The organism is Labrenzia sp. ATLA3 (assembly GCF_057180185.1).
In genome coordinates this window covers 1-24,136 of the sequence record NZ_JBXUKV010000001.1, presented here as the reverse complement: position 1 = coordinate 24,136, position 24,136 = coordinate 1, and the positions used below count along the sequence as shown (strand labels likewise).

At 56.4% G+C, this 24,136-nt stretch carries 19 protein-coding genes and 1 pseudogene; 9 read left to right on the top strand and 11 right to left on the bottom strand.

All coding sequences use genetic code 11. The annotated features are described in order from the left end of the window. Nucleotides 1-54 precede the first annotated feature (54 nt). Complete coding sequence (locus tag AC2A6O_RS00100) at nt 55-927, bottom strand: ATP-binding protein (protein ID WP_498925270.1); 873 nt, start codon at nt 925-927, stop codon at nt 55-57. Nucleotides 928-1,170: 243 nt separating this feature from the next. Between AC2A6O_RS00100 and yajC the strand changes: the two genes are divergently transcribed. The 5 genes from yajC (at nt 1,171) to AC2A6O_RS00075 (ending at nt 5,420) form a co-directional block, all read left to right on the top strand. Continuing rightward, nucleotides 1,171-1,506 (top strand): preprotein translocase subunit YajC, encoded by a 336-nt coding sequence (yajC, locus tag AC2A6O_RS00095; protein ID WP_148586964.1) that lies wholly within the window; start codon nt 1,171-1,173, stop codon nt 1,504-1,506. 72 nt (nt 1,507-1,578) lie between these two features. Next, nucleotides 1,579-3,189 carry a protein translocase subunit SecD gene (secD, locus tag AC2A6O_RS00090; protein ID WP_498925269.1) on the top strand — a complete coding sequence of 537 codons (1,611 nt, stop codon included), beginning with the start codon at nt 1,579-1,581 and terminating at the stop codon, nt 3,187-3,189. Between the two features lie 16 nt (nt 3,190-3,205). Next, nucleotides 3,206-4,156, top strand: a complete 951-nt coding sequence (gene secF / locus AC2A6O_RS00085) for a protein translocase subunit SecF (protein ID WP_148586962.1) — start codon at nt 3,206-3,208, stop codon at nt 4,154-4,156. A gap of 10 nt (nt 4,157-4,166) precedes the next feature. Beyond that, nucleotides 4,167-4,544: an Mth938-like domain-containing protein gene (locus AC2A6O_RS00080; RefSeq protein WP_148586961.1), complete on the top strand. Its 378-nt coding sequence runs from the start codon at nt 4,167-4,169 to the stop codon at nt 4,542-4,544. 24 nt (nt 4,545-4,568) lie between these two features. After that, a complete protein-coding gene (locus AC2A6O_RS00075; RefSeq protein ID WP_498925268.1) occupies nt 4,569-5,420 on the top strand; it encodes a phytoene/squalene synthase family protein in 852 nt (283 codons plus the stop codon). Nucleotides 5,421-5,535: 115 nt separating this feature from the next. On the opposite strand, the gene trmFO is transcribed toward AC2A6O_RS00075, so the two are convergent. From trmFO to uvrA, 4 genes are all read right to left on the bottom strand, one after another. Next, a complete protein-coding gene (gene trmFO, locus AC2A6O_RS00070; protein WP_498925267.1) occupies nt 5,536-6,954 on the bottom strand; it encodes a methylenetetrahydrofolate--tRNA-(uracil(54)-C(5))-methyltransferase (FADH(2)-oxidizing) TrmFO in 1,419 nt (472 codons plus the stop codon). A gap of 290 nt (nt 6,955-7,244) precedes the next feature. Continuing rightward, on the bottom strand, nt 7,245-7,394 hold the full coding sequence (locus AC2A6O_RS00065) for a DUF1127 domain-containing protein (protein ID WP_148586958.1): 150 nt from the start codon (nt 7,392-7,394) through the stop codon (nt 7,245-7,247). An 850-nt stretch (nt 7,395-8,244) separates the two neighbouring features. Beyond that, nucleotides 8,245-8,394 carry a DUF1127 domain-containing protein gene (locus tag AC2A6O_RS00060; RefSeq protein ID WP_006933294.1) on the bottom strand — a complete coding sequence of 50 codons (150 nt, stop codon included), beginning with the start codon at nt 8,392-8,394 and terminating at the stop codon, nt 8,245-8,247. Nucleotides 8,395-8,638: 244 nt separating this feature from the next. Then, on the bottom strand, nt 8,639-11,530 hold the full coding sequence (uvrA, locus tag AC2A6O_RS00055) for an excinuclease ABC subunit UvrA (RefSeq protein WP_498925900.1): 2,892 nt from the start codon (nt 11,528-11,530) through the stop codon (nt 8,639-8,641). Between the two features lie 621 nt (nt 11,531-12,151). Here uvrA and AC2A6O_RS00050 point away from each other — a divergent pair. Then, on the top strand, nt 12,152-12,718 hold the full coding sequence (locus tag AC2A6O_RS00050) for a single-stranded DNA-binding protein (RefSeq protein ID WP_498925265.1): 567 nt from the start codon (nt 12,152-12,154) through the stop codon (nt 12,716-12,718). Between the two features lie 60 nt (nt 12,719-12,778). Here the strand turns inward: AC2A6O_RS00050 and AC2A6O_RS00045 are convergent, their stop codons facing one another. Beyond that, the gene (locus AC2A6O_RS00045; protein WP_148586956.1) at nt 12,779-13,255 is read right to left on the bottom strand and encodes a hypothetical protein; all 477 of its coding nucleotides are present in this window, start codon (nt 13,253-13,255) and stop codon (nt 12,779-12,781) included. A 439-nt stretch (nt 13,256-13,694) separates the two neighbouring features. On the opposite strand from AC2A6O_RS00045, the gene AC2A6O_RS00040 reads away from it, so the two are divergent. Further along, complete coding sequence (locus AC2A6O_RS00040; RefSeq protein ID WP_498925264.1) at nt 13,695-15,680, top strand: L,D-transpeptidase family protein; 1,986 nt, start codon at nt 13,695-13,697, stop codon at nt 15,678-15,680. A 74-nt stretch (nt 15,681-15,754) separates the two neighbouring features. On the opposite strand, the gene AC2A6O_RS00035 is transcribed toward AC2A6O_RS00040, so the two are convergent. Further along, complete coding sequence (locus AC2A6O_RS00035) at nt 15,755-16,852, bottom strand: zinc ABC transporter substrate-binding protein (protein ID WP_498925263.1); 1,098 nt, start codon at nt 16,850-16,852, stop codon at nt 15,755-15,757. Nucleotides 16,853-17,215: 363 nt separating this feature from the next. Between AC2A6O_RS00035 and AC2A6O_RS00030 the strand changes: the two are divergent. Beyond that, a pseudogene (locus tag AC2A6O_RS00030) lies at nt 17,216-17,490 on the top strand (hotdog family protein); the annotation flags it as partial. 192 nt (nt 17,491-17,682) lie between these two features. Here AC2A6O_RS00030 and paaK read toward each other — a convergent pair. Genes paaK through paaG form a run of 3 tightly spaced genes read right to left on the bottom strand, consistent with a single transcriptional unit; the run spans nt 17,683 to nt 20,262 of the window. After that, nucleotides 17,683-18,993 (bottom strand): phenylacetate--CoA ligase PaaK, encoded by a 1,311-nt coding sequence (paaK, locus tag AC2A6O_RS00025; RefSeq protein WP_498925262.1) that lies wholly within the window; start codon nt 18,991-18,993, stop codon nt 17,683-17,685. 37 nt (nt 18,994-19,030) lie between these two features. Beyond that, nucleotides 19,031-19,456 (bottom strand): hydroxyphenylacetyl-CoA thioesterase PaaI, encoded by a 426-nt coding sequence (gene paaI, locus AC2A6O_RS00020; protein ID WP_148586953.1) that lies wholly within the window; start codon nt 19,454-19,456, stop codon nt 19,031-19,033. An 11-nt stretch (nt 19,457-19,467) separates the two neighbouring features. After that, a complete protein-coding gene (paaG, locus tag AC2A6O_RS00015) occupies nt 19,468-20,262 on the bottom strand; it encodes a 2-(1,2-epoxy-1,2-dihydrophenyl)acetyl-CoA isomerase PaaG (protein ID WP_498925261.1) in 795 nt (264 codons plus the stop codon). A 240-nt stretch (nt 20,263-20,502) separates the two neighbouring features. Here paaG and AC2A6O_RS00010 point away from each other — a divergent pair, with 240 nt between their 5' ends. After that, nucleotides 20,503-21,822, top strand: a complete 1,320-nt coding sequence (locus AC2A6O_RS00010; RefSeq protein WP_148586951.1) for an HlyD family type I secretion periplasmic adaptor subunit — start codon at nt 20,503-20,505, stop codon at nt 21,820-21,822. Nucleotides 21,823-21,927: 105 nt separating this feature from the next. Here the strand turns inward: AC2A6O_RS00010 and AC2A6O_RS00005 are convergent. Next, a partial coding sequence (locus tag AC2A6O_RS00005; RefSeq protein ID WP_498925260.1) for a calcium-binding protein occupies nt 21,928-24,136 on the bottom strand: 2,209 nt, incomplete at its 5' end.

Below are 24,136 nucleotides of genomic sequence, written 5' to 3'. Positions count from 1 at the left end.
AAAAGACCTGAGTGTCTTTCAATAAGCCCGGCCTTTGTGCCGGGCTTTGCTGTTTCAGGAAATCGTCTTGCCAAGACGCCCTGCAATATCCTGGATGAACTGGAAGGCGACACGACCGGACCTGCTTCCACGCGTCGTTGCCCATTCAAGAGCCTTTGCTCGCAGCTCTTCAGCTTCGATTTCCAGGTCAAAGTGTGCGGCATAGCCACGCACCATATCCAGGTAATCGTCCTGGCTGCACTTGTGGAAGCCAAGCCAGAGGCCAAACCGATCTGACAGAGAGACCTTTTCTTCAACGGCTTCGGCAGGGTTGATTGCTGTTGAGCGTTCGTTCTCGATCATGTCCCTGGGCAGGAGATGACGTCGGTTCGAGGTGGCGTAGAAAATGACGTTGTCGGGCCGACCCTCGATGCCTCCCTCAAGCACGGCTTTGAGTGATTTGTAGGAAGTATCGTCGTTGTCGAAACTCAGATCGTCGCAAAATATGATGAACCGGCAAGAGGTATCCCTGATGAGGTTCATGAGTTTGGGCAGGGATTCAATGTCTTCGCGATGAATTTCGATAAGTTTCAGGCCATCGGATGCCTTCTCCCTGGCGATTGCCGCATGGGCTGCCTTGACGAGCGACGACTTGCCCATGCCTCTGGCACCCCAAAGCAAAGCGTTGTTGGCAGGAAGGCCTTTCGCAAAACGGCGGGTATTGTCGAGCAGAAGGTCGCGGACATGAGTAACCGCACATAGAAGCGTGATGTCGACGCGGTTGACCTTTTTAACCGGAACCAGTTCTCCCGGATCCGGCGACCAGATGAAAGCATCAGCAGCTGTAAAATCAGGTTTGCCAGGAAGCGCCGGCACCGCACGAGCAATCAGGTCGATCAGGGAATCGAGTTTGGCATTTAATGCCGTGAGGTCGTTTTCATCGTTCATTCTTCTTGCAAGCCCTGTCAAAAAGGCCCATGTGAGGCCCTGAATTAAGTGGTGGCAGGATTAACACGGTGTGGGAAACGCGAAAACGTCAGTTATTCCCATACCGGTACGCTGGAAACTGCTTGCAAAGCTTGAAATGAGGCGCGCCACAGTTATAGTCCGCGCCACCAGAATGAGAGCGTTTTTGCCGATGTCCCGCCAGTAAGGGCGTTGGTCATCAAAAACGCCACTTAGGAGAAGTGAATGTTTATAACCCCAGCCTATGCGCAGGGAGCCGGTGCGGCAGGCGCTTCCGGATTCTTGATCCAGATTCTGCCTTTCGTGGCGATCTTTGCAATCATGTACTTCCTGATCATCCGCCCGCAGCGCCAGCGCATGAAGAAGCATCAGGAAATGGTTGCCAACCTTCGTCGTGGCGACACCGTCGTGACCACCGGTGGCCTGATCGGCAAGGTTTCCAAAGTCGTAGACGACGGTGAAGTGCAGGTGGAACTGTCAGAGGGCGTCAAGGTTCGCCTGGTTCGCTCCATGGTGCAGGAAGTGCGTTCCAAAACCGAACCGGCCAAGGACAACGCGTAACGCGATCCCCGCTGCTTCGATGATATCGCCGGGCCGGTTTCAGATCGGCCTGGCTGCATTTAAGGCTTGACCATGCTCTATTTCGCACGCTGGAAAATCGCGCTTATCGTGCTTGTGGTTGCCGCTGGCATCCTGACCACGCTGCCGAATTTCTTCTCCCAAAAACAACTTGAAAGCTGGCCGGACTTCCTGCCGAAGAACCAGATGGTTCTGGGGCTCGACCTTCAGGGCGGTGCTTATCTGCTCTATGAAATCGACAAACAGGACTACATCCAAAAGCGCATGAAAGCGCTTGTCGGTGACATCCGGTCGACCCTGCGCGAAGATCCGCGCATCGGGTATACTGGGCTTGGAGTTCAGGGAGACACGGCTCAGGTCCGCATTCGCGATTTGACCCGGCTGGCGGATGCGCAGGAGCGTTTGCAGCCTCTCGTCAACCCGCTGGCGTCCAGCGTCTTTGGCGGGCAGGCAGTCAATGAATTCGACATGACCGCCTCGGAAGACGGGCTGATCCGTTTTTCCTATTCCGAGCAGGGCCTCGAAGATCGCATGACGAACATCGTTCAGCAGTCGATCGAGGTTATCCGGCGACGTGTTGACGAAATCGGCACCACCGAGCCCAGCATTCAGCGGCAGGGAACCGATCGGATCCTTGTTGAGGCACCGGGTGAAGATGATCCGGAACGCCTGAAGGCTCTCGTTGGTCAAACCGCACAGCTCACGTTCCACATGGTCGACACATCCATGTCCGGCGAACAGGCACTTCAGAGCCGTCCGCCTGCAGGCACGGTTGTCATGATGTCGGTGGACGACCCCCCCATTCCATATCTTCTTGAGGAAGCTCCGCTTCTGTCTGGTGAAGATCTTGTCGATGCGCAGGTCAGCTTCGATTCCCGGAACAACGAACCGGTGGTGAACTTCCGCTTCAATCAGTCCGGTGCACGAAAGTTCGCCCAGATCACGCAGCAGAACGTCAATCGCCCATTCGCAATCGTTCTCGACGATGAAGTGATTTCTGCGCCTGTCATTCGCGAACCCATCACCGGTGGGTCCGGTCAGATCTCCGGTAACTTCACGGTGGACGGTGCCAACGACCTTGCCGTGCTGCTGCGCGCAGGCGCGTTGCCGGCTAAGCTGACCGTCATCGAGGAACGTTCCATCGGTCCTGGCCTTGGTGCGGACTCCATTGAGGCGGGCAAGCTGGCGTCGATTATCGGTGGTGGTCTGGTCATCATCTTCATGATCCTGGCCTACGGCCGCTTCGGTATCATCGCTGACCTCGCCCTGTTGGTGAACGTCTTCCTGATCTTCGGGGCATTGACGCTGCTGCAGGCAACACTGACCTTGCCCGGCATCGCAGGTATCGTTCTGACGATCGGTATGGCGGTGGACGCGAACGTGCTGATCTTTGAGCGCATCCGCGAAGAAGCAAGGGCAGGGAGGTCTGTCATATCAGCCGTGGATGCCGGTTTCAGCCGCGCCCTCGGCACCATCCTGGATGCCAACATCACGACATTGATCGCAGCCGTGATCCTGTTTCAGCTCGGCTCGGGCCCGGTCAAGGGCTTCGCCGTGACACTGGCCATCGGTATCTTCACCACAGTGTTTTCTGCTTTCACGTTCAGCCGGTTGCTGGTTGCCATTTGGCTCCGCCGCCGCCGTCCGTCGAAATTGCCGATTTGATCCGGGAGACTGACAAATGTTGCTGAGAATTGTTCCGGACAACACGAAAATCAAATTCATGTGGCTGCGGAAAGTCAGCTTTCCGCTGTCCATCATCCTGGTGATTGCCTCGTTTGCGGCGTTCTTCACAGTAGGGCTGAACTACGGCATCGACTTCAAGGGCGGTACAATCATCGAGATCAAGACCGATGGTCCAGCCGATATCGCCTCGATCCGTTCAGATCTGTCGTCTCTGAATCTGGGTGATGTTCAGGTGCAGGAATTTGGCGGGTCGGACGATATCCTGATCCGCATTGAAGAGCAGCCCGGTGGGGAGCTTGCGCAGCAGGCCGTCGTCGGCAAGGTGCGGACCATCTTCGAAGGCCAGAAAGTGGACTTCCGCCGGGTCGAGGTTGTCGGCCCGCGTGTCTCTGGTGAGCTTGCGCAGGCAGGTGCAATCGCGGTTGCGGCCTCTTTGCTCGCGATCCTGTTTTACATCTGGTTCCGGTTCGAGTGGCAATTTGCGGTTGGGGCTATCCTGACGACAGCAAACGACGTCGTCATTACAATTGGTTTGTTCGTGCTGCTGCAGCTCGATTTCTCGTTGTCCAGTATCGCCGCCGTGCTGACCATCATCGGCTATTCCCTCAACGATACCGTGGTCGTCTATGACCGGATTCGCGAAAACCTTCGCAAATACAAGAAACGGCCGCTGACGGAAGTGCTCGACATGTCGATCAACGAGACCCTGTCTCGTACGACCATGACCTCCCTCACGACGTTGCTGGCGCTTTTCGCGCTCTACATCTTCGGTGGTGAAGTCATCCAGTCGTTCACGCTGGCAATGATCTTCGGTATCGTCATCGGCACCTATTCGTCGATCTTCCTGGCTGCTCCGTTTCTGATCCTGTTCAATCTCCGTGCGGAGGCCATGTCGCCGAACGACGACGATGGTGAAAAGGATCCAAAAACCAAAGCGTCGGTTTAAGGACGGTACGATGGACATCCGCGATGCGCACTTTCCCGGCCGGGCGCCGCTTGAAGCCTATGGCAATGGCGGCTTCCGGTTTGCCGGTATGTCTCATCGCGGATCGTTGCTTTGTGTTCCGAGTGGCATTTACGGCTGGGACGTGCACGATACGTCTGCTTTTTCTCCTGAAGCCTTTCAGAAGGTTCTGGACGAACAGGAAGATATTGAAGTGCTTCTGGTTGGAACAGGCAAGGAACTCCAGCCCTTGCCGGCAGATCTGAAAAACCTGTTTCGCGAGGCGGACATCTTGTCCGACCCTATGTCGACCGGAGCGGCGATACGCACGTTCAACGTGCTTCTGTCAGACGACCGGGCAGTCGCTGCTGCACTTATTGCTGTCGACTGACGCTCTTCAAAGGCTATCGGCTCAATGACGACCGATTTTGATCATGCCGCCGATGTGGTTCGTCAATTCGACAAGGACCGCTATCTCAGCGCGTTGCTTGCACCTGAAGCGCATCGTGATGGCCTGATGGCGCTTTATGCTTACAGCGCCGAGATCGCCCGCATTCGCGAATTGGTGTCGGAGCCGCTTCCTGGCGAAGTGCGGCTGCAATGGTGGCGGGACTTGCTGGAAGGCACGGAACATGGAGCTGTTGCGTCCAATCCGGTTGCCAACGCGTTGCTTCAGACCATCGAAAGATACGCATTGCCAAAGGGCAGCCTTGTGGCCATGGCGGATGCGCGGGTCTTCGATCTCTACAACGACCAGATGCCAACCCTTAATGACCTTGAAGGATACGCCGGCGAGACCGTTTCCGGTCTGATCCAGCTAGCGTGCCTCGTCCTGAACAATGGCACCGAATCAGGTACGGCGACAGCTGCCGGGCACGCGGGTGTGGCTTACGCTCTGACCGGGCTGATGCGCGCGCTTCCCTGGCACGCCTCCAGACAGCAAATGTATCTGCCAAAGGACGTTTGCGACCGGCATAATCTCAATACCGAAAGTGTCTTTCGTGGCGAAACGACACCAGAACTCCGTGCGGTACTTGCCGAAATGCGCGGCCATGTTCGCCATCACCTCGGGCGCGTTCGTCAATCGGCCAAGGATGTTCCTGCCGCCTGCCAGTCAGCTTTTCTTCCGCTTGTTCTCGTGGAACCGTTCCTGAAGAAACTGGAAAAGGACAACCTGGATCCATTGAAGCAGGTGGCGGAGCTTTCTCAACTCAAGCGCCAGTGGATACTCTGGCGGGCCTCAGGAAATGTCCTGAAGGCCATCTGATCCGGTCGAAGCATTAAATGCGAACAGGCGCCTTCGCAAGAAAAGCGCCTGTCGTTGGAAGCTCAGAAGTTGACGCAGCCAGGTGCTGCCTGAAATCAACTCCCGACAACTTGTCTTATTCGGCCGCCTGTTTTACGAGGCCGAGCTTTGCCTGCCACTCGGCGAAATCCGCCTTTGCACGGTTGGTCATGGCCAATTTCTTGGCCCGTGTCTTGTCCTTGCCCTTCAATCGCTTGCCGTTCTCGTCCTTGTTTGGCGCGTCCACTTCGGGAAACAGCCCGAAATTGACGTTCATTGGCTGGAAGGATCCAGGTTTGCCGGCACCGTCGTTCCGTGTGATGTGCCCGCCGGTTATGTGGCCGAGCAGTGCGCCCATGGCAGTTGTCGCCGGTGGTTGGACGATATCCTGACCACGGGCTTCAAGGACGGCGAAAAGACCGGCAAGGCAGCCAACACTTGCCGACTCCACATACCCTTCGCAGCCGGTAATCTGACCTGCAAACCGTAGCCGGGGATCGGCTTTCAACCGAAGCGTTCCGTCGAGGACCTTTGGCGAGTTCAGGAACGTATTGCGGTGAAGTCCGCCAAGGCGGGCAAATTGCGCGTTTTCAAGGCCTGGAATCATGCGGAAGATATCAGCCTGGGCGCCATATTTGAGTTTCGTCTGGAACCCGACCATGTTGTAGAGCGTACCCAGTGCATTGTCCTGGCGCAGCTGTACAACGGCGTAGGCTTTTACATCCGGGTTATGGGCATTGGTGAGGCCCATGGGTTTCATCGGTCCATGACGCAGTGTTTCCCGACCGCGCGCGGCCATGACTTCAATCGGCAGGCAGCCGTCGAAATAGGGCGTATTCTCTTCCCATTCCTTGAAGTCGGCAGTTTCGCCAGCAAGAAGCGCATCGATAAAGGCTTCGTATTGAACTTTGTCCAACGGGCAGTTCAGATAGTCCTTGCCGTTGCCGCCGGGGCCAACCTTGTCGTAGCGGGATTGGAACCAGGCCTTGGAAAGGTCAACGCTTTCGAAATGGACGATCGGGGCAATGGCATCGAAGAACGCGAGAGCATCTTCCCCGCTTTTCTCCAGAATGGCCTTCGAGAGGGCCGGTGATGTCAGCGGACCCGTTGCAATGACCACTTTGTTCCAGTCTTCAGGCGGTAACCCGGCAATTTCCTCACGGGACATCGTCACCTTCGGATGATTTTCAAGGGCCGACGTAACGGCGTTCGAAAAGCCGTCCCGATCCACCGCAAGCGCGCTGCCTGCAGGCACTTGATTGGCATCCGCACAGGACATGACCAGGGAGCCGAGCTGGCGCAGTTCGTGATGTATCAAGCCGACTGCGTTTTGCTCCGAATCGTCCGAACGGAAGGAATTGGAGCAGACAAGTTCTGCAAGACCATCAGTCTGATGGGCATCCGTTTTACGGACGGGGCGCATTTCGTGAAGAACGACCGGCAACCCGGCTTGTGCAATCTGCCAGGCGGCCTCTGAACCGGCAAGGCCGCCGCCTATGATATGGATGGGGGTCATTTTGTGTCCCTGGGACTGATCCGGCCGCCTGTCGTCGCCGTCATACGGCACGGCGCACCCGGACAATTGCTTTGCCGTCCTGATTACAGGCAAAGCCGGGCTTCCGCAATCTCCGCAAGGCCATCGCCTTTTGATGTCACGACGGGCTCTTGCGAATGCGCTGCTGAAAAGCAAAAAAAACGCCTGCCGGTGGGAGGAGGTACCGGCAGGCGCTTTTGAAGTTCCACACACGAGGTGTGGAGATGCCGTCATCAGGTTGGGAGGAGGATACCTTCTGACCGCGAAACTTTTTACTTTGCGGACATGCGCGCGTAGCGAGCGATGTCGGAGCGGGCAATGCCCAGGTCGTCCAGTTCGCGGTTGGACAGGTTGGACAGCTCGTCATAGGTCTGACGGAAGCGTTTCCAGTTATTGTATTTGCGAACAACAGTATCGATCATGGTTTAGGCCTTTCGCTATCTCATGGCCATGGCACCGCGGATCGGCGTCTGGCCCGTTCATCTCTTACAGGCTGGAAGATAGGAGTTTTGTGCAGTGCGAGGTAGATCTAAAATCGCGAAGCAGATATGCAGAAAACGCAGATTAATAGAGTCTTAAAAGGGTTGAAGTGGCAGTTAGCTGCGCCCCTGTCGCATACCTGTCATGTTTTTCGTGTTCGCACATGCGAGAAGGAAGGGGGGGTAACCCATGGCATTCCGGCGGGCAGGCACGTGGTGCGGAAGCACAAAAGGCCAGTCCTGACTCTCGAAAGCAAAATACTTTTTGTAAGGGGACATCACTCATCCACGCTTGCCGAATTGCGGCATCTGCGGCGATGAAAGTCCCCGGGTCGTGACAGGCATATCCTGCGAAATGATCGTATCGGATCATTTCGAAGTCGTCACGGGCAACCACACACCTTGCATGCAGCACAGTCGGGAGCGTGAATCCGTTTTTTCACAGGCTGCTTCAAATGATCTGATGCGTGTTTCCTTTCTCGTTGGTCCTGCAGTCATCTGTCAAAGCAGATCAACGCGACTCAACGAGGCAGCGCCACCTGGTTCCAATCCAAGATGGGCATAAGGTGACAAGCTGAAGCTGAACGATCGGGAACTGTCGTTTTTGAAGAATGCCGACTTGCCGAATGATGTGAGGCAGAATCGCTACGCCAGAAAAACGAACGCCCGCCAGCGGGAGGAGGTGCTGGCGGGCGACGTTTCGACGTGACAGGGCTGGGAGGAGGATGCCCTGCGTGTCACACGTCCGTTGGCTGGGAGGAGGATGCCTCGGGACGCGATCTCTTTATTTCATTCAGCCGATCTGACGGCGGGCGACAAACTTGATGTCGCTGCGGCAGATGCCGAGGTCGGCAAGCTCACGGGCCGAAAGGCGGGACAACTCGTCAACCGCACGGCGGTAGCTTACCCAGTTGCTGTACTTTTGGCGCACGGTGTCAAACATCTTCTTATTCCTTATTTATCGAAACGCGTGTGCGTTCCGCGCCGTTGTTGAAACATTATATATTTCACCACGCGAAATAAAAGAAGTGCCATCTCTGCATGTCTGACATGCGTTTGGTGCAATGCAGCAAAGTCTGAGCAACGTGAGCCATGCCGATTCGGATAACATTCGGAACAACAAACGGAAAAGGCCTGTGTGCGGCGCACACAGGCCCATCGTCGCGTAACTAAAGAATGGTTAAGGCTTATTCAGCCGCGTCGTGAGCCCTTTGTGGCCGTCGCTGGAGCAGTTCCTGCAGAAATTGACCCGTGTAGCTTTTGGTCACTTCGGCAACGTCTTCCGGTCGTCCGGTCGCGACAACCGTACCGCCGCCGTCACCACCTTCCGGTCCAAGGTCGATAATCCAGTCGGCCGTCTTGATGACTTCCAGATTGTGCTCGATCACCAGCACCGTGTTTCCCTGATCGACAAGCTCATGCAGCACTTCCAGTAGTTTGGCGACATCATGGAAGTGAAGCCCCGTTGTCGGCTCGTCCAGAATGTACAGCGTACGTCCTGTCGAACGTTTTGAAAGTTCCTTGGCGAGCTTTACCCGTTGCGCTTCACCACCCGAAAGCGTCGTTGCCTGCTGGCCGACCTTGATGTAGCCCAGACCGACACGTGCCAGGGTCTCCATCTTGTCGCGCACTGAAGGAACTGCGGAAAAGAAGACGGCCGCTTCATCTACGGTCATGTCGAGAACGTCGGCAATCGACTTGCCCTTGAACTCCACCTCGAGCGTTTCCCGATTGTAGCGTTTGCCTTTGCACACGTCACAGGTGACGTAGACATCCGGCAGGAAGTGCATCTCGATCTTGATAACGCCGTCGCCCTGACAGGCTTCGCAGCGACCGCCCTTCACGTTGAAGGAGAAACGGCCGGGCTGATAACCTCTGGCCTTCGCCTCCGGCATGCCGGCAAACCATTCACGGATTGGGGTAAAGGCACCGGTGTAGGTCGCCGGGTTGGACCGGGGCGTCCGCCCGATGGGTGACTGGTCGATGTCGATGACCTTGTCGAGAACCTCCAGCCCTTCGATGCGATCATGCGGGGCAGGGTTGTCCCGTGCGCCGTTGAGGCGGCGGGCAGCCGCCTTGTAGAGCGTATCGATCAGGAACGTGGACTTGCCGCCGCCGGAAACGCCGGTAACACAGGTGAAGGTGCCCAGCGGCACGTCGACATCAATATCCTTGAGGTTGTTTCCGCGGGCACCGCGAACGGAAATCTTCCGCTTCTTGTTGATTTTCCGGCGCTCTTCATTGCACGAAACCATCTTTGCTCCCGACAGATACTGGCCTGTCAGCGAGTTTGAATTGGCCATGATTTCGGAAGGTGTGCCCTTGGCGACGATCTCTCCGCCATGGACACCGGCGCCCGGTCCCACATCGACCACGTAATCGGCCGTGATAACCGCATCCTCATCGTGTTCAACGACAATCACCGTGTTGCCGAGATCGCGCAGATGCTTGAGCGTTTCCAGAAGGCGGGCATTGTCGCGTTGATGAAGGCCGATGGAGGGTTCATCCAGCACATAAAGAACACCTGTCAGCCCCGACCCGATCTGCGATGCGAGGCGGATACGTTGGCTCTCACCGCCTGAAAGTGTTCCCGAAGACCGGGACAACGTCAGATACTCGAGACCGACATCGTTCAGGAACTTCAGCCTCTCTCGAATTTCCTTCAGAATGCGGCCGGCGATCTCTGTCTGTTTGTCGTTCAGCTGCGACGGAAGAGCTTCAAACCATTTGCTGGCATCGCGGATGGAATGTTCCGTGATCTGACCGATATGTTTGCCGGCAATCTTTACGGCGAGTGCTTCGGGCTTCAGGCGAAAACCGTTGCAGGCCGGGCAGGCGTGATCCGACTGGAACCTGGAGAGCTCTTCGCGAACCCAGGTGGATTCCGTCTCGCGCCATCGCCGTTCGATATTGCCGATGACACCTTCGAAGGTCTTTTCGGTCCGGTAGCTGCGGACACCATCGTCGTAAACGAACTCGATCTTCGCATTGCCGGTACCGTGCAGGATCGCTTCGCGAACCTCAGACGGAAGATCTTTCCAGGGTGTCGCCATGGACACTTTGAAGTGACTGCAAAGCGCTTCAAGCGTCTGCGCATAATAAGGAGACGTTGACCCGGTCTTGGCCCAGGGCAGCACAGCACCTTCGCGCAAGGACAGTGAGTGGTCGGGCACCACCAGATCATCCTCGAACGCGAGCGTCGTGCCCAGACCGTCGCACGTGGGGCAGGCGCCGAAAGGATTGTTGAACGAGAACAGGCGTGGCTCGATTTCGGAAATTGTGAAACCGGACACGGGGCAGGCGAATTTTTCGGAAAAGATCATCCGTTCCGGATTGCCGTTCTCATCGGTCTTGTCGGCAAATTCGGCGATGGCGATGCCATCTGCGAGTTTCAGCGCGGTTTCCAGAGAATCGGCAAGCCTGCCAGAAATATCGTCCCGAACGACAATTCGGTCCACGACAACATCGATATCGTGTTTGAACTTCTTGTCGAGGGCAGGGGCTTCTGAAATTTCGTGGAAAGTGCCGTCGATCTTGACCCGCTGGAAGCCCTTCTTCATCAGCTCGGCAAGTTCCTTGCGGTATTCTCCCTTGCGGCCGCGTACCATTGGAGCGAGCAGATAAAGGCGCGCGCCTTCTTCCAGTTCCAGGACACGGTCGACCATCTGACTGACAGTCTGGCTTTCGATCGGCAGGCCGGTCGCGGGCGAATATGGTATGCCGACACGCGCAAACAAAAGGCGCATGTAGTCGTAGATCTCCGTAACCGTTCCAACCGTGGAACGCGGGTTACGAGACGTGGTCTTCTGTTCAATGGAAATTGCCGGTGACAGGCCATCGATCTGGTCGACATCCGGCTTCTGCATCATTTCCAGGAACTGACGAGCATAGGCCGAGAGGCTTTCCACGTACCGGCGCTGTCCTTCGGCATAGATGGTGTCGAAGGCCAGTGAAGACTTTCCGGATCCCGACAAGCCGGTCATCACAATCAGCTTGTCGCGAGGCAGGTCCAGGTCGACACCCTTGAGGTTATGTTCCCGCGCGCCACGAATGCTGATGACCCGGGTGGGGTCCGCCATCCAGGTTTCTTCCGACTGCGATCCCTTGGCTGTCTTCATCGTCGTTCTTCCTGACCGCACGCGGCGCCTGATGCCGTTTGATGCTGCGCGTGCGTTAGAGATGTTCCATTAAAGATGATGTCTGTTGCCCCGATATAGCAGTTTCGGGCGGAGCTTCCAGTGAGGCATATCCGATATCTTGGTCAAAGCCGTTTCGGTTTCGATGCCTGATTGAATCGCTTTTACAGAAATGATAAGAACAAAACAAGTACATTGACAGGCGCCGCGTCAGGAAGCGGTTCTGAAAGGGAAGCCAAACCGGGGAAAAGCGTGTGTTCACGTCCGCCCAGACAGCCCGGAGGCGCCCGGAGTGACAACGGAGCAAATTGTAACGAACTGCAATTCATGGTGGTATCGTTCAGAGGTGCTCGAATTTTGGGCGCATGAAACAGGCCGCTGATTGGATGCTGCCTTGTGGAAAATGGGTGAAGGCAGGCGAAAATAGCGGCGAAGCTGTTGGCGTACCGTTAGGGTTCTGGTTTCTAGCAGCGAAGCTTGCAGCGCGGGCTGATTGCCGGAACGTGCCGGAGAAGCACGTGGAAATCGGCAGTCACTTCAGCGAAAAACAAACAGGAGTGCAGTATGGCGGGCAGCGTCAACAAAGTAATTTTGGTCGGCAATCTGGGAGCAGACCCGGAAATCCGCCGCACGCAGGATGGCCGCCCGATCGCCAATCTCCGGATTGCGACGTCGGAAACCTGGCGTGATCGCAACACCGGCGAACGCCGTGAAAAAACGGAATGGCACCGTGTGGTGATCTTCAACGATGGCTTGTGCAAGGTCGCCGAGCAGTACCTGCGCAAAGGCTCGAAGGTCTATCTCGAAGGTCAGCTTCAGACCCGCAAATGGCAGGATCAGTCCGGTCAGGACCGGTACTCAACTGAAGTCGTGCTGCAGGGCTTCAACTCCAACCTGACCATGCTTGATGGCCGCGGCGAAGGTGGCGGTGCCTCCGGCGGTCTTCCCGATTACGGCAATGACTCTCAAGGCGGCGGTGGCAGCGGCGGCGGCTTTGGCGGTGGTGGTTCCGGTTCCGGCTCCGGCGGGAATTTTGGCGGCGGCTACGGCGGCGGTTCCAGCGGCGGTGGCGGTTATGGTGGCCCGTCCGGTGGCGGCAGTGGCCCGATGGACGACGAAATTCCGTTCTGATCCAGTCCGATTTCTCCATGTGCGGCCCTGACATTAGGGCCGCGCACCATGGAATGTTGATCAGCCACCTACGTCGGGATCGTAAGGTGTGCTTGGATCGTCAACACCGTCATAATATTCCTTCGCAGTACCCAGGCCGCAATGATAGACGGCCTCTTCGGCGCGCGTGTCGCCACCTGTGATCGGCGCACCGTTGTGATGTGCGAACTCGTGGATAATGGTCGCCAGCACCATCCACCTGCCCATACTGAAGGCTCTGTCGCCAACCGCGATCTCACCAGTGGCGGCATGTATTTCCCCGTGCAGCGGCGATATCGTCGGGCCGTAGTTCACCCAAATCGTGCTGTCGTTGATCATGTCCGTGAGGCTGCGCCCTTTGGGCAGCGTGCGGAAATAGGCATTACAGGAGGGATTGTTCTTGACCATTTTGAACAATTTGTTTCGAGCCCACTTCAGCTTTGAATACTGGGATGAATCGAAACGGCTGTATTTCCAGACGGGTGACGAATGATCACCGACATTGAATTGAAACGGCATGTTGCTCTCCGGCTTTTCTCACTTAATCGTGAAGCCGTGATACGTCTTTGAAGTGACGGGTGAAGTGACACCGGTCACTTTGAAACGCTTTTGGAAATTACAGCGTTTCCGCATGAAGAGAGTGCGCGAAAGCCAATCCGGTCGCATCCGGTACGAGGCATAATCGTCACACTCGGCCGATATCAAAACCTGTGCATGACGACGTCCCTTAACCATCTGATGAACCCTGTTATAGTATCAATCGGGTTACAGATGCGGTTCCAGGGAGTCGAAGGGTGTGCTCCGGTCACATTGAAGCTGCAATGTCCGCATAATGCGCATCGAACCGATGTCGGGAGCGCATATGACGGAACGCCGTCGGCCCTGACAGGGAATGAAAATACCTGGAAGACTTGGCAAGGCGTCGGGTTCTAACAGACTAAAAAAACGGGTTTAAACAATGCGAGCGAATGAAATGGCACTGGGCGAAGGTTCCAGGAAAAACCGGACACGCTCTGTGCTTGGCGCCTCCCTCAGGGCCGGCCTGATGGCGACGGTCCTTTTTTCCGGGGTTAATCTTGCGACCGTGGAAACAGCGTCTGCGCAAGGTCTGTTCCAGCGCCTGTTCAATCCTGAAGCGCACCGGCGCCAGCAGGAACGGGAACAACAGCAGCAACAGAAGGACCTGCGCAAGAAGGCAGCCAAGGCCAGGGTCTCAGCGCCGCGGTACCTGAATTACACGCCCGATAAATGGAAAACGGTCTCTCTGGCCGAACTGTCAGAGATGAAGACGGCGGAAGTAAAGCCGACCGTGCAATCTGCTGACATTCCGGAAGCGCCGGCTGTCGAGAACGATAGCGTGCCTCAGGCTCCGGTCGTTTTGACAGCGTTCGATGCTGCGCGTCCGGCTTTGAAGGACATGTCTCTGACCGTCCTGCCGGAGGTTGGGGCTGCAGTCATATCCTTTTACCGCGAGCATCCCGATTTCGTGTGGGTCAAGGACGGCAAACCGACCGACAAGGCAATTGCCGTGCGCCGTGGCCTTGGCGACACTGCCAAATACGCGCTGACCCCGGATGACTACCTTGTTGATCTTCCCTCGACCGCCGGACTGGAAGGCGAGGCGCTCGATGCCGCGATGATGCGGTTCGAAATGGAGATGAGTGCAGCCGTTCTGACGTATGTTCTGGATTCCAGACGCGGCCGTGTCGATCCGAACCGGATCTCCGAGTATCACGACCTGCCTCGGCACGAAGTCGATCTCGTTGGCGCGTTGGAAGGTTTCAAGAATACATCGGACGTCGAGAAGGAATTGGCCGATGTTCAGCCGCAAAGTGATCACTTCCGCGAACTGACTGAAGAGCTGGCCCTCTTGAGGGCAGAAGACGAAGACGCCGACCAGATCGTCATCGCACCTGGAACATTCCTCAAGGCAGGCAAGTCCAGCCCTGAAATGAAGAATATTGTTGCCGCGATCGACAAGAACGGTTCCGAGGAACTCAAGACGGCTCATGCCGAAACGCTGACCGCATACGACGGAGCTGAGCTTTATTCTCCGGAACTTGTGGACCTGGTGAAGGCCTTCCAGAAGGAAGCAAAGCTTACGCCGGATGGCATCATCGGCAAGAACACCATCAAAGCGATGGTGGGGGAAACCAACGCGGCGAAGATCGCAAAGGTCGAACTGGCCATGGAGCGCAGCCGCTGGCTGCCGGAGAACCTTGGCGAGCGCAAGGTCTTCATCAATCAGGCCGCCTTTACGGCTACCTATACGGCACCGGGTCAAGATCCGCTGAGCATGCGTGTGGTTGTCGGCAAGAAGTCCAATCAGACCAACTTCTTCTACGACAAGATCGAGACCGTTGAATACAATCCCTATTGGGGGGTGCCGTATTCGATCATCGTCAACGAAATGCTGCCGAAACTCGCCAAGGATCCCAGCTATCTGGACCGCGCCGGATATGAAGTCACAACGCCGGGCGGCCGCAAGGTTTCCTCGTCGGCCGTGGATTGGTATGCAGTGGCCTCCAAACAGCAGTCCATCAATGTGCGCCAGTACCCGGGCAGGTCAAACGCACTTGGGGAGGTCAAAATTCTCTTCCCCAACAAGCATCACATCTACATGCATGACACACCGTCAAAGAGCCTCTTCAAGAAGGACATGCGCGCCTTCAGCCACGGTTGTGTCCGCCTTCAGGACCCAAGGGCCATGGCTGCTGCCGTTCTCGGAAAGTCGAAGGATTATGTGAGCTCCCGAATTTCGAATGGCCAGAACGAACAGGAACAGGTGACCGGTGATATTCCGGTTTATGTGTCCTACTTCACAGCATGGCCACAACAGGACGGGACTATTGCGTTTTATACCGATGTTTATGACAGGGACATGCACCTGTTGAAGGCAATCGAGAAAACGGAAACAGCGCGCGAAAAACTCAGAACCTCCTGAGCAGGAACTGACAAAAAAACCGCCGAAGGGAGACCTTCGGCGGTTTTTTGCGTTTATCGATTAAACGGCCCGTCTCAGGACGCGTCGCCCAGACATGCTTTCAAGGAGTCTGCAAGCCCTTCGAGCATTTGCGGGTAAAGGTTCGGTCCGTTTTCAAGCCCGGTTCCCAGCGGATCGAGTGTGGCCGATTTTGCGTTACTGCCTTCCATGACAACGGAAACCAGCTTGGCGTCGAATTGCGGTTCCTGAAAGACACAGCTGACATTGAGTTCGCTGATCTTGTTCTGAATTGCCTTGATCCGGTCCGCACTGGCCAAAGCTTCTGGAGAAACGGTAACCGAGCCGCTTGCCTCAATATCGTAATGATGTTCGAAGTGGTGGTAGGCATCGTGGAAAACGATGAACTTGCGATCCGCCAGGGGGGCGAGTTCAGCGGAAATCTCTTTGTCAAGGTCACCGATCCGTTTGGCGAACGCTGCTGCATTCTTTTTGTAGGTATCGGCATTGGCTGGATCCCGTTCTGCAAGGGTATCTGCCATTATCTTAGCAATCTCGACGCCGTTTTCCGGGTTTAGCCAGATATGCGGGTCAACGGCTTCGTGCGCCGCGTGATGATGCTCTGCTTCGTGGTCATGATCATCGTGATCGGAAGCGCCATGGGCTTCGTCGTGGTCATGTTCATCGGCCGCATGATCATGGTCATGATCATGGTCGTGACCAGCATGTTCGTCTTCTTCGCCGTCGTCATCATGATGGTGATCATGAGCGTCGAAGGTAGCACCTTCCCGAACGTCGAGTTGATGGATTTCCGGGGCCTCGATCAGCTCGACAGTCGCGGCATTCTTTGCCATGTTTTCAATCGGCTTCTTGAGGGAAGGGGCCAACTCCGGCCCGACCCAGAACACAACATCGGCACCCTGAAGCAAAGAAGCCTGAGACGGTTTCAACGCATACCCGTGCGGGGAAGATGCTCCGTCGATAAGGACCTGCGGAGTGCCGACACCTTCCATTACGGCCGAGGCAATGGAATGGAGCGGTTTGATGGAGGTGACAACCTCCGGGACTTCAGCATGCGCGAACACTGTCAGGCTCAAAAGCGCAGCTGTCGTAGGAGCCACTAGACGGAGCGAGCGAGTGGCGCCGTTTTGGATGGCGGGAAAGGAGAGGGGCATCAGGTATTACCTTTAGAAAGATGTAATCTTATAACGTGTTATTTTATAACGTTCGGAATTTTGTTTTTCAAGTCCACGTGCGCCGGTTTGTTCGCGGACGTGTTTGCGAACGTCTTGGTTTGCCGGAAACCAACGGGTAAACCTGCAAAAATGCCGATGGATCAAAAGCTTCATGCACTCTGGCAAAGAAACTCTGGCGCGCAGTTTTCTACAGCCATCTCCGCCCAAAGCTGCACAACTGATCATGACAATCCCCTGACAGCATAAGCGGTGCATTCGGTAGAGGCGTTCGGTCCGGTGGCGACATTAATGCCCTACGACGAGTTGGAAGAATCTGTTGAACTGACCCACAGAGGCGAGGGGTCTCTGGTCGCGTTTCTTTTCACGAACGATCCGTCCGTCGCCGAAGAAGGACCGGTTCTGGCGAACTACGGCGTCGACAACCTGCGCTTCATTGCGCCCGTCAATGCGGGCGATGCACTCAAGGTGCAACAGACCGAAAAGGAATTTTCGCCAAAGATTTCAGTCGCCTACGCGAAGTTCAGTGGGACTGTCTTGTGACCAATCAAAAGGGCGACCCGGTCGCCCAGCATACCGTTCTGACACTTGTCGCCAAGGAATGGCCGGTATCTGCCTAAGGCTCCCGCATCTTCAAACGAAAAGGCCACCTGATCGGGTGCCTTTTTCTTTGTCGAAAGCGTTTGGCAAAGTTCCTGCCGTTTCTCCGTCGGAGCAATGATCCCAGCGCGTTTTGCCTGGCCGAGACAAGAGCGACAGCTTTTTTGCGTCCAGGAGAGTAAGCCTCCCAACAGGAGGCTTACGCGTCTTCGTTACTTCTTGGGACGGTTATCGACCACCCGTTTTGCCTTTCCAGCAGAGCGTTCTACCGCGCCAGGTTCGGTGACGTTGATCTTTGCCGAAACGCCGACCACGCTCTTGATGTGGTGTGAGAGTTCACGGCTGGAGGCCTGCCGTGAATCGCCCGCGGCCGCAGTCGGCAGGGCTTCCACATGCACTGTCATGACGTCGAGACGGTCAGACCGGGACAGCTCGATCTGGAAATGCGGAGACAGCCCTTTACATTTCAGGATCTGTTCCTCGATCTGGGTCGGGAACACATTGACACCGCGCAGAATGATCATGTCGTCGGAGCGACCCGTAATTTTTTCCATCCGCCGCATGGACCTGGCCGTCCCTGGCAAGAGCCGGGTCAGGTCACGGGTGCGATAGCGAACCATCGGCAAGCCTTCCTTGGTGAGGGTGGTAAACACCAGCTCACCAATTTCGCCGTCCGGCAGAACGTCGCCAGTCACGGGGTCGACGATTTCAGGGTAGAAATGATCTTCCCAGATATGCAGGCCGTCCTTGGTCTCCACGCATTCGTTCGCGACACCTGGGCCAAGCACTTCCGACAGGCCGTAAATGTCGACGGCATGCATGTCGAACGCGTCTTCTATCTCCAGACGCATGGCATTGGTCCAGGGTTCGGCACCAAAGATCCCGGTGACCAGTGAGGTTTCACGCGGATCGATACCCTGTTTTCGGAACTCGTCCAGAATAGACAGGAGGTACGATGGCGTTACCATGATGATGCGCGGTTTGAAGTCCTGTATCAGCGTCACCTGGCGTTCCGTCATGCCGCCCGAGACCGGAACAACAGTACAGCCGAGCTTTTCAGCGCCATAGTGGGCGCCGAGCCCACCGGTAAAGAGCCCGTAGCCGTAGGCAACGTGAATGATATCGCCAGGCCGTCCGCCGGATGCACGAATAGAGCGCGCGACAAGTCCGGCCCACATGTCGATGTCGTTGGCTGTGTAGCCGACCACCGTCGGTTTTCCCGTTGTTCCTGAAGAAGCATGCACACGTACGATCTTGTCGCGCGGGACAGCAAAGAGGCCGAAGGGATAATTGTCCCTGAGATCGCTCTTTGTCGTGAACGGAAATTTCGACAGGTCGGCGAGGGTTTTCAAGTCTGAAGGATGCACGCCTTTTTCATCGAAGCGTTTCCTGAAAAGCGGAACATTTTCGTAGGAATGATTGAGAGACCATTGCAGCCTTTGCAATTGGATGGCCGACAATTCGTCCCGGCTTGCTCTTTCAATAGGCTCAAGATCTCCCGGTCGCGGAGCCAGATCTTCCATAGTTTCCTCCCTTTGGCAGCCCGTAGGCCACCAGCCGTCAATCCGGCAAAATTGTACCCTTAGTTGTTCTGGAATTTCCTCGGAATTCTGCAATAACAGTGCCCATCTGGTTGGCCACTGTTATGTCGTAAAGACCTGACCGGCCCGTACGCGATCTTTCGCTGGCCACGGCCGTCAAGCGGTCGCCCAGGTGGGCAGGGGCCAGAAACGTGATGTCACAATGCTGGGCGACCGTAACCTGGTTGTAGGTGTTGCAGGCAAAGGCAAAAGCGCTGTCAGCAAGCGTGAAGATATAGCCGCCGTGGCAGATCCCGTGGCCATTGGTCATGGCATTTGTAACCGTCATTGCCATTGTCGAATGGCCGGCGCGCACGGCCTCGAGTTTCATATCGAGGTTCTGTGACGCTGTGTCCTGAGACCACATGCGGTCGGCGCAGGCACGAGCTAGTTCGTCCGGTGTCATGGGGGCCTCATTCAAACGCCGGTAAACCGGGCAGACCGTTTTTCCAGGAAAGCGGTTACGCCTTCCCGATAGTCATTCGTGCGACCCGCCTGGCACTGGCTGTCACGTTCGGCATCGAGTTGCCGGTCGAGCGACTGGTCGGCTGCAGCCTGAATGAGGTCCTTGGTGAGTGCCAGTCCCGTGGTCGCCCCGGCGGCCAGTCGCGTCGCCAGCGTTCCGGCTTCTGTCATCAGTTCCGCGTCCGGAACCGACTTCCAGATCAGCCCCCAAGAGGCGGCGGTTTCGGCTGCCAACGGTTCCCCGGTCATTGCAAGCGCCTTGGCACGTGCTTCGCCGATCAACCGTGGCAGCAACCAGGTTCCGCCCGAATCGGGCACCAGTCCGATCTTCGAAAACGCCTGTATGAAACGTGCCGACTGGGCGGCCAGGACAATGTCGCAGGCAAGCGCAATATTGGCGCCAGCGCCCGCTGCAACGCCGTTGACCGCACAAATGACCGGTTTTTTAAGGGCTCTTATCTGACGGATCAGCGGATTGTAGAGCGTCTCAATCGTCACCCCAAGATCGGGAGCCTCGCCACCATTGCGCATGTCACGGTCGGAAAGGTCCTGACCTGCACAAAACGCGCGGCCGGCTCCTGTCAGCAATACTGCCCGGATTGAGCCGTCTTGCGTCGCGGCGCTCAAATGCTTGCGAAGCGCATGATGCATCGCCTCGTTGAAAGCATTGAGTCGATCCGGTCGATTCAGTGTTAGAAAAAGACAACCATCGCGCTGTTCAGCGAGCACGGTATTAGCGTCAGTCATACGCCCCTCCCAAAGCATCACGTGTTTTTCAAGCAATAGGATATTCTTGTGACATCAATGCACGACGATCCGTTCTGGTCAAAGCCAGAATGCAGATTACCCCTCCGTTTGCTCAATTTTGGCCGTCTGCGGGGCGGGGATCCTTCTTAGAAACCGAGGAAAAATGGTAAACGTACGATTCAGCTCATATTTACTTTAATCATCGATAGTTAGCGCAGCTACAGCCAGCTCCAGGGCATCATGTTTATCCGTAAAAATACCGCTGACAATTTTTCGTGGGACATCCCCCTGGAACTGGAGGAGGGACCGCCACCAGTTGCCTACCGTCGCGTCCTTCAGGTCTTGTCGGTGACTGCAGCTGCATTTCTTGTCTGGGCTGCCATCGGTCAGGTGCGTGAAGTTGCAAATGCTACGGGTGAAATTGTTCCCGCAGGCAAGGTCCAGACTGTTGGCCATCTTGAAGGCGGTATTGTTGCCGAGGTGATTGTTCAGGAAGGCCAGCTGGTTAAAAAGGGAGATCCGATCGTTCGCCTGCAGGAAGCAGCGACGTCGAGCGACCTCGAAAAAGTGCAGACCCGGCTGAAATTTCTGGCAACGGAAGAGCAACGCCTCGGCAATCCCGACCTTGGTACCGGCGCGAATGGTCTGAGGCTCGGTGCTGAAGCAGGCTTCAGCGAGGCCCAGCAGGCTGCTTACGATGCACAGCGCCTCGCGTTGGAAAAGGAACAGCAGGCCCTGCAGGCCAGGGTCAGCGAAAAGCAGGCCGAGCTGACCAGTATTCTGGAACGGATCGCGCTTCAGGAAATGCAGGTCGAGATCGAACAGGAAAAATACCAGATCCAGGAAAGCCTCTTCGAGCAGGGATATACTTCCAAACGGCGTTTTCTGGATTCCAAGTCAGCTCTTCAAGTTGCTCAGAGCCAGCTGAGTGAACTGAAAGGTATGAGCGGCAGCGTCAAGGCACAATTGGAAGAGGCAACAGCCAGCCTGGAACGGTCGATCGCCGTCGCAGAAGAAGAGCAGGCCGTTGAGCGCAGCCGTGTCACGCAGGAGCGCAGTGAACTGATTTTTGAAGCCGACAAGCAGAAAGATCGTTTCGATCGTCTGTTCGTGCGGGCCCCTGTCAGCGGACACGTGAAGGCGCTTTATCTCAAAGGTCCAGGAAGCGTTCTGGCGCCCGGTGATGTCGTGGCCGAAGTGGTGCCAAGCGACAGCGATCTTGTCGCCGAGGTTCGTGTTTCCCCGCGAGACATTGGTCATGTGGATGTCGGCGACGAAGCGGAGATTGCCGTCACAACATTTGATCCGAACATCGAGGGGACCCTGAAAGGCGAGGTGTCCGTTATCTCGGCCTCAAGTTTCCGGGATGAATACGGCAACTACTATTTCAAGGCCACGATCCCCCTCAAGACCAACACCATCGGTCATGGCGCGCATGCGGAAACCATCTCGCCCGGTATGGTCGTTGATGCGAAGATCGTCACCGGCTCCAAGTCGGTGCTGCAGTACATGCTGAAACCTGTGACCCGCGCAATCGGTGATCCACTCAGCGAACGTTGAGCGCGCGTCACAAGACTATCCGGTTTTCTCGTAAGTGCGGCAAATGAAAAGCCCCGCCGTTTCCGGTGGGGCTTTTGCTCAATTGCCGCTGTCAGCTAGCATCAACTACCAGCGAATTTCCTCGACATCGTTGAAGTTGACCCGGCTGCCATCGGCAAAGTCGATGTAGCCATCGGCATCCTGGGAAAGGTCAATCCTGCCGCCGTCGGTGTCTGTCGATTCAATCGAGCCGCTGGTGATCGTTACGGTCCAGTCCGTCTCATAGACGCCAGCCGACGCGATGTCAGGCCCTCCGCCCAGATCGATGACGTCTGTCCAGCCAGCCCCTGCGCCGGCATCGATGGTGTCGTTTCCATCGCCAAGGCCGTGCATGAAAAGGTCCGAACCATCGCCGCCGTAAAGCGTGTCGTTGCCGGCACCGCCGATGATTGTATCGTCTCCGGCGCGGCCGTAGATTACGTCGTCGCCGCCGCGGCCAAACATCAGATCGTTGCCGCCGCCGCCGTCGAGAGTGTCGTTTCCGCCGTTAGCACCGCCGTCAAGCCGGTCGTTGAAGTCACCGGTCGTGATGCTGTCGTCTCCGCCACCGCCGTCAACACTGTACGATTTGTCGGTGCCGGTGAATGATCCTGCCTCGTCATCGCCGGTGAACGTACCGTCGTATGCCCCCGTGACAGAGACCGCGAAAGACTGGTTCGACTGGGACCCGTCCTCAGAGGTGGCAGTAACTGTCAGGTCGATGGAGTTTTCGACCTGGCTGTCAAAAAACGCGTGATCGGCAACTGTGACCACGCCATCGGCACCAAATTCGAAACGGTCGTCACTCAGTGTGTAGGTGATTGCCTCACCGTTCGGATCTTCGGCAAATGCAGTGATCCCCACATGCGTGCCGGCTCCGTCCAGTTCGTGTATCGTGTTTTCAGCGGAGTCGGTGTCGCTGACATCGCCAACTGGCCTGTCGATCAATTCGTCAGACTGAAGTTCGACATCGGCAAACCGATAAGATTCCACGTTGGACACTGTGTCGATACCATCTGGAGCATCGGCGCGAAGATCGGAAATCGTGTAGCTGCCATCGTCGTTGTGTACGATGTCATAGTCTTCCCAATTGCCCGAGTAGATGGCGGTGTCTGTACCGGCGCCACCGTCAAGAGTGTCGTTGCCTGCGCCACCGAACAGGGAGTCGTTGCCTTCACCGCCAAGGATCGTGTCGTTGCCAGCTCCCGTCCAGATGATGTCATCGCCTACACCACCGTCAACCGTCATGTCCGTGGTGTAGGCATGGGTGTCGCTGGTCATGTCCAGGATGTCGTCACCGGCTCCCAGGTTGACATTTTCAATACTGACAAGCCGCGGTTCTGATGCGTCGGCATGCTTGTCGGAATAGGTGTCATGCAGGAAGATCGCATCGGAGCCATCTGTGCCCAGAAGGGTGTCCGTGCCTTCGCCGCCCTCGAAAACATCGGAGCTTCTGATGCGTCCAGTAATAGATACAGTTTCATCGGTGACGGTATTCTGCGCTGAATAACCTGATGACCACGTGCCGTCGCCGCCGACCTGGAAAGTGTCGTCACCGGCGCCGCCCTGCAGAAGGTCGGCTCCTGCGCCGCCAATCAACATGTCGTTTCCGGCACCGCCCTGGAGTTTGTCGCTGCCATCTCCGCCGTCGATGGTCGTACCGCCATCGTTGTGGGCGGTAATCGAGTCGTCGCCCGTGCCGCCTGTAATGGTGCTTTCGGCGACGCCGGTGTCGGTGAAGGTGACGCCACCATCGGCCAGCTGCAGGTTTTCCGATACATCCGATACGCTCAAGGAAAAGCTCTCGCTAGAGCTGGAGCCATCCGTGGACGTCGCGGTCACGGTGATGTTGATCTCGGGCTCGCTCTCGTAGTCGAAGCTTGCACCGGCCGCAAGACGCACGGTCCCGTCATCATCCACCGAGAAACGGGCGTCATTGACACTGTATGAGACGGAGTCGGACGTGTTGGCGTCATCGGCAAATGCCTTGATTCCGACCGTGGACCCTTCTTCTCCATTTTCAATGATCGTATTGGCGGCTGTGTCGGAATCCGAAACCGTGGAAACATCTTTTGCGACTAGATCGCCTGCGAGAACATCGCCATCGGAAAAGCAGAATTTCTCAACGTTCGCAACGGTGTCGGTGCCGTCAGGTGAATCGGTCCTGGTGTCGATGACAGTGTAGGAGCCGTCGGAGTTTTCCGTGATGTCATAGTCGGAACGGTTCCCCGAATAGTAAACCGCATCATTGCCGCTGCCGCCGTCGATACTATCGTCACCAACCCCACCTACGAGG

What these genes read in the sequence shown, in the direction of transcription:
- trmFO (WP_498925267.1), bottom strand. Translation starts at nt 6,954, where the DNA reads ATGACCCCCATCCATATCATAGGCGGCGGCCTTGCCGGTTCAGAGGCC.
- paaI (WP_148586953.1), bottom strand. Translation starts at nt 19,456, where the DNA reads ATGACACCGGACGAACTAGCTCGTGCCTGCGCCGACCGCATGTGGTCT.
- AC2A6O_RS00100 (WP_498925270.1), bottom strand. Translation starts at nt 927, where the DNA reads ATGAACGATGAAAACGACCTCACGGCATTAAATGCCAAACTCGATTCC.
- AC2A6O_RS00060 (WP_006933294.1), bottom strand. Translation starts at nt 8,394, where the DNA reads ATGTTTGACACCGTGCGCCAAAAGTACAGCAACTGGGTAAGCTACCGC.
- AC2A6O_RS00050 (WP_498925265.1), top strand. Translation starts at nt 12,152, where the DNA reads ATGGCGGGCAGCGTCAACAAAGTAATTTTGGTCGGCAATCTGGGAGCA.
- uvrA (WP_498925900.1), bottom strand. Translation starts at nt 11,530, where the DNA reads ATGGCGGACCCCACCCGGGTCATCAGCATTCGTGGCGCGCGGGAACAT.
- AC2A6O_RS00065 (WP_148586958.1), bottom strand. Translation starts at nt 7,394, where the DNA reads ATGATCGATACTGTTGTTCGCAAATACAATAACTGGAAACGCTTCCGT.
- AC2A6O_RS00010 (WP_148586951.1), top strand. Translation starts at nt 20,503, where the DNA reads ATGTTTATCCGTAAAAATACCGCTGACAATTTTTCGTGGGACATCCCC.
- yajC (WP_148586964.1), top strand. Translation starts at nt 1,171, where the DNA reads ATGTTTATAACCCCAGCCTATGCGCAGGGAGCCGGTGCGGCAGGCGCT.
- AC2A6O_RS00045 (WP_148586956.1), bottom strand. Translation starts at nt 13,255, where the DNA reads ATGCCGTTTCAATTCAATGTCGGTGATCATTCGTCACCCGTCTGGAAA.
- paaK (WP_498925262.1), bottom strand. Translation starts at nt 18,993, where the DNA reads ATGGAAGATCTGGCTCCGCGACCGGGAGATCTTGAGCCTATTGAAAGA.
- paaG (WP_498925261.1), bottom strand. Translation starts at nt 20,262, where the DNA reads ATGACTGACGCTAATACCGTGCTCGCTGAACAGCGCGATGGTTGTCTT.
- secD (WP_498925269.1), top strand. Translation starts at nt 1,579, where the DNA reads ATGCTCTATTTCGCACGCTGGAAAATCGCGCTTATCGTGCTTGTGGTT.
- AC2A6O_RS00040 (WP_498925264.1), top strand. Translation starts at nt 13,695, where the DNA reads ATGCGAGCGAATGAAATGGCACTGGGCGAAGGTTCCAGGAAAAACCGG.
- AC2A6O_RS00075 (WP_498925268.1), top strand. Translation starts at nt 4,569, where the DNA reads ATGACGACCGATTTTGATCATGCCGCCGATGTGGTTCGTCAATTCGAC.
- AC2A6O_RS00080 (WP_148586961.1), top strand. Translation starts at nt 4,167, where the DNA reads ATGGACATCCGCGATGCGCACTTTCCCGGCCGGGCGCCGCTTGAAGCC.
- AC2A6O_RS00035 (WP_498925263.1), bottom strand. Translation starts at nt 16,852, where the DNA reads ATGCCCCTCTCCTTTCCCGCCATCCAAAACGGCGCCACTCGCTCGCTC.
- secF (WP_148586962.1), top strand. Translation starts at nt 3,206, where the DNA reads ATGTTGCTGAGAATTGTTCCGGACAACACGAAAATCAAATTCATGTGG.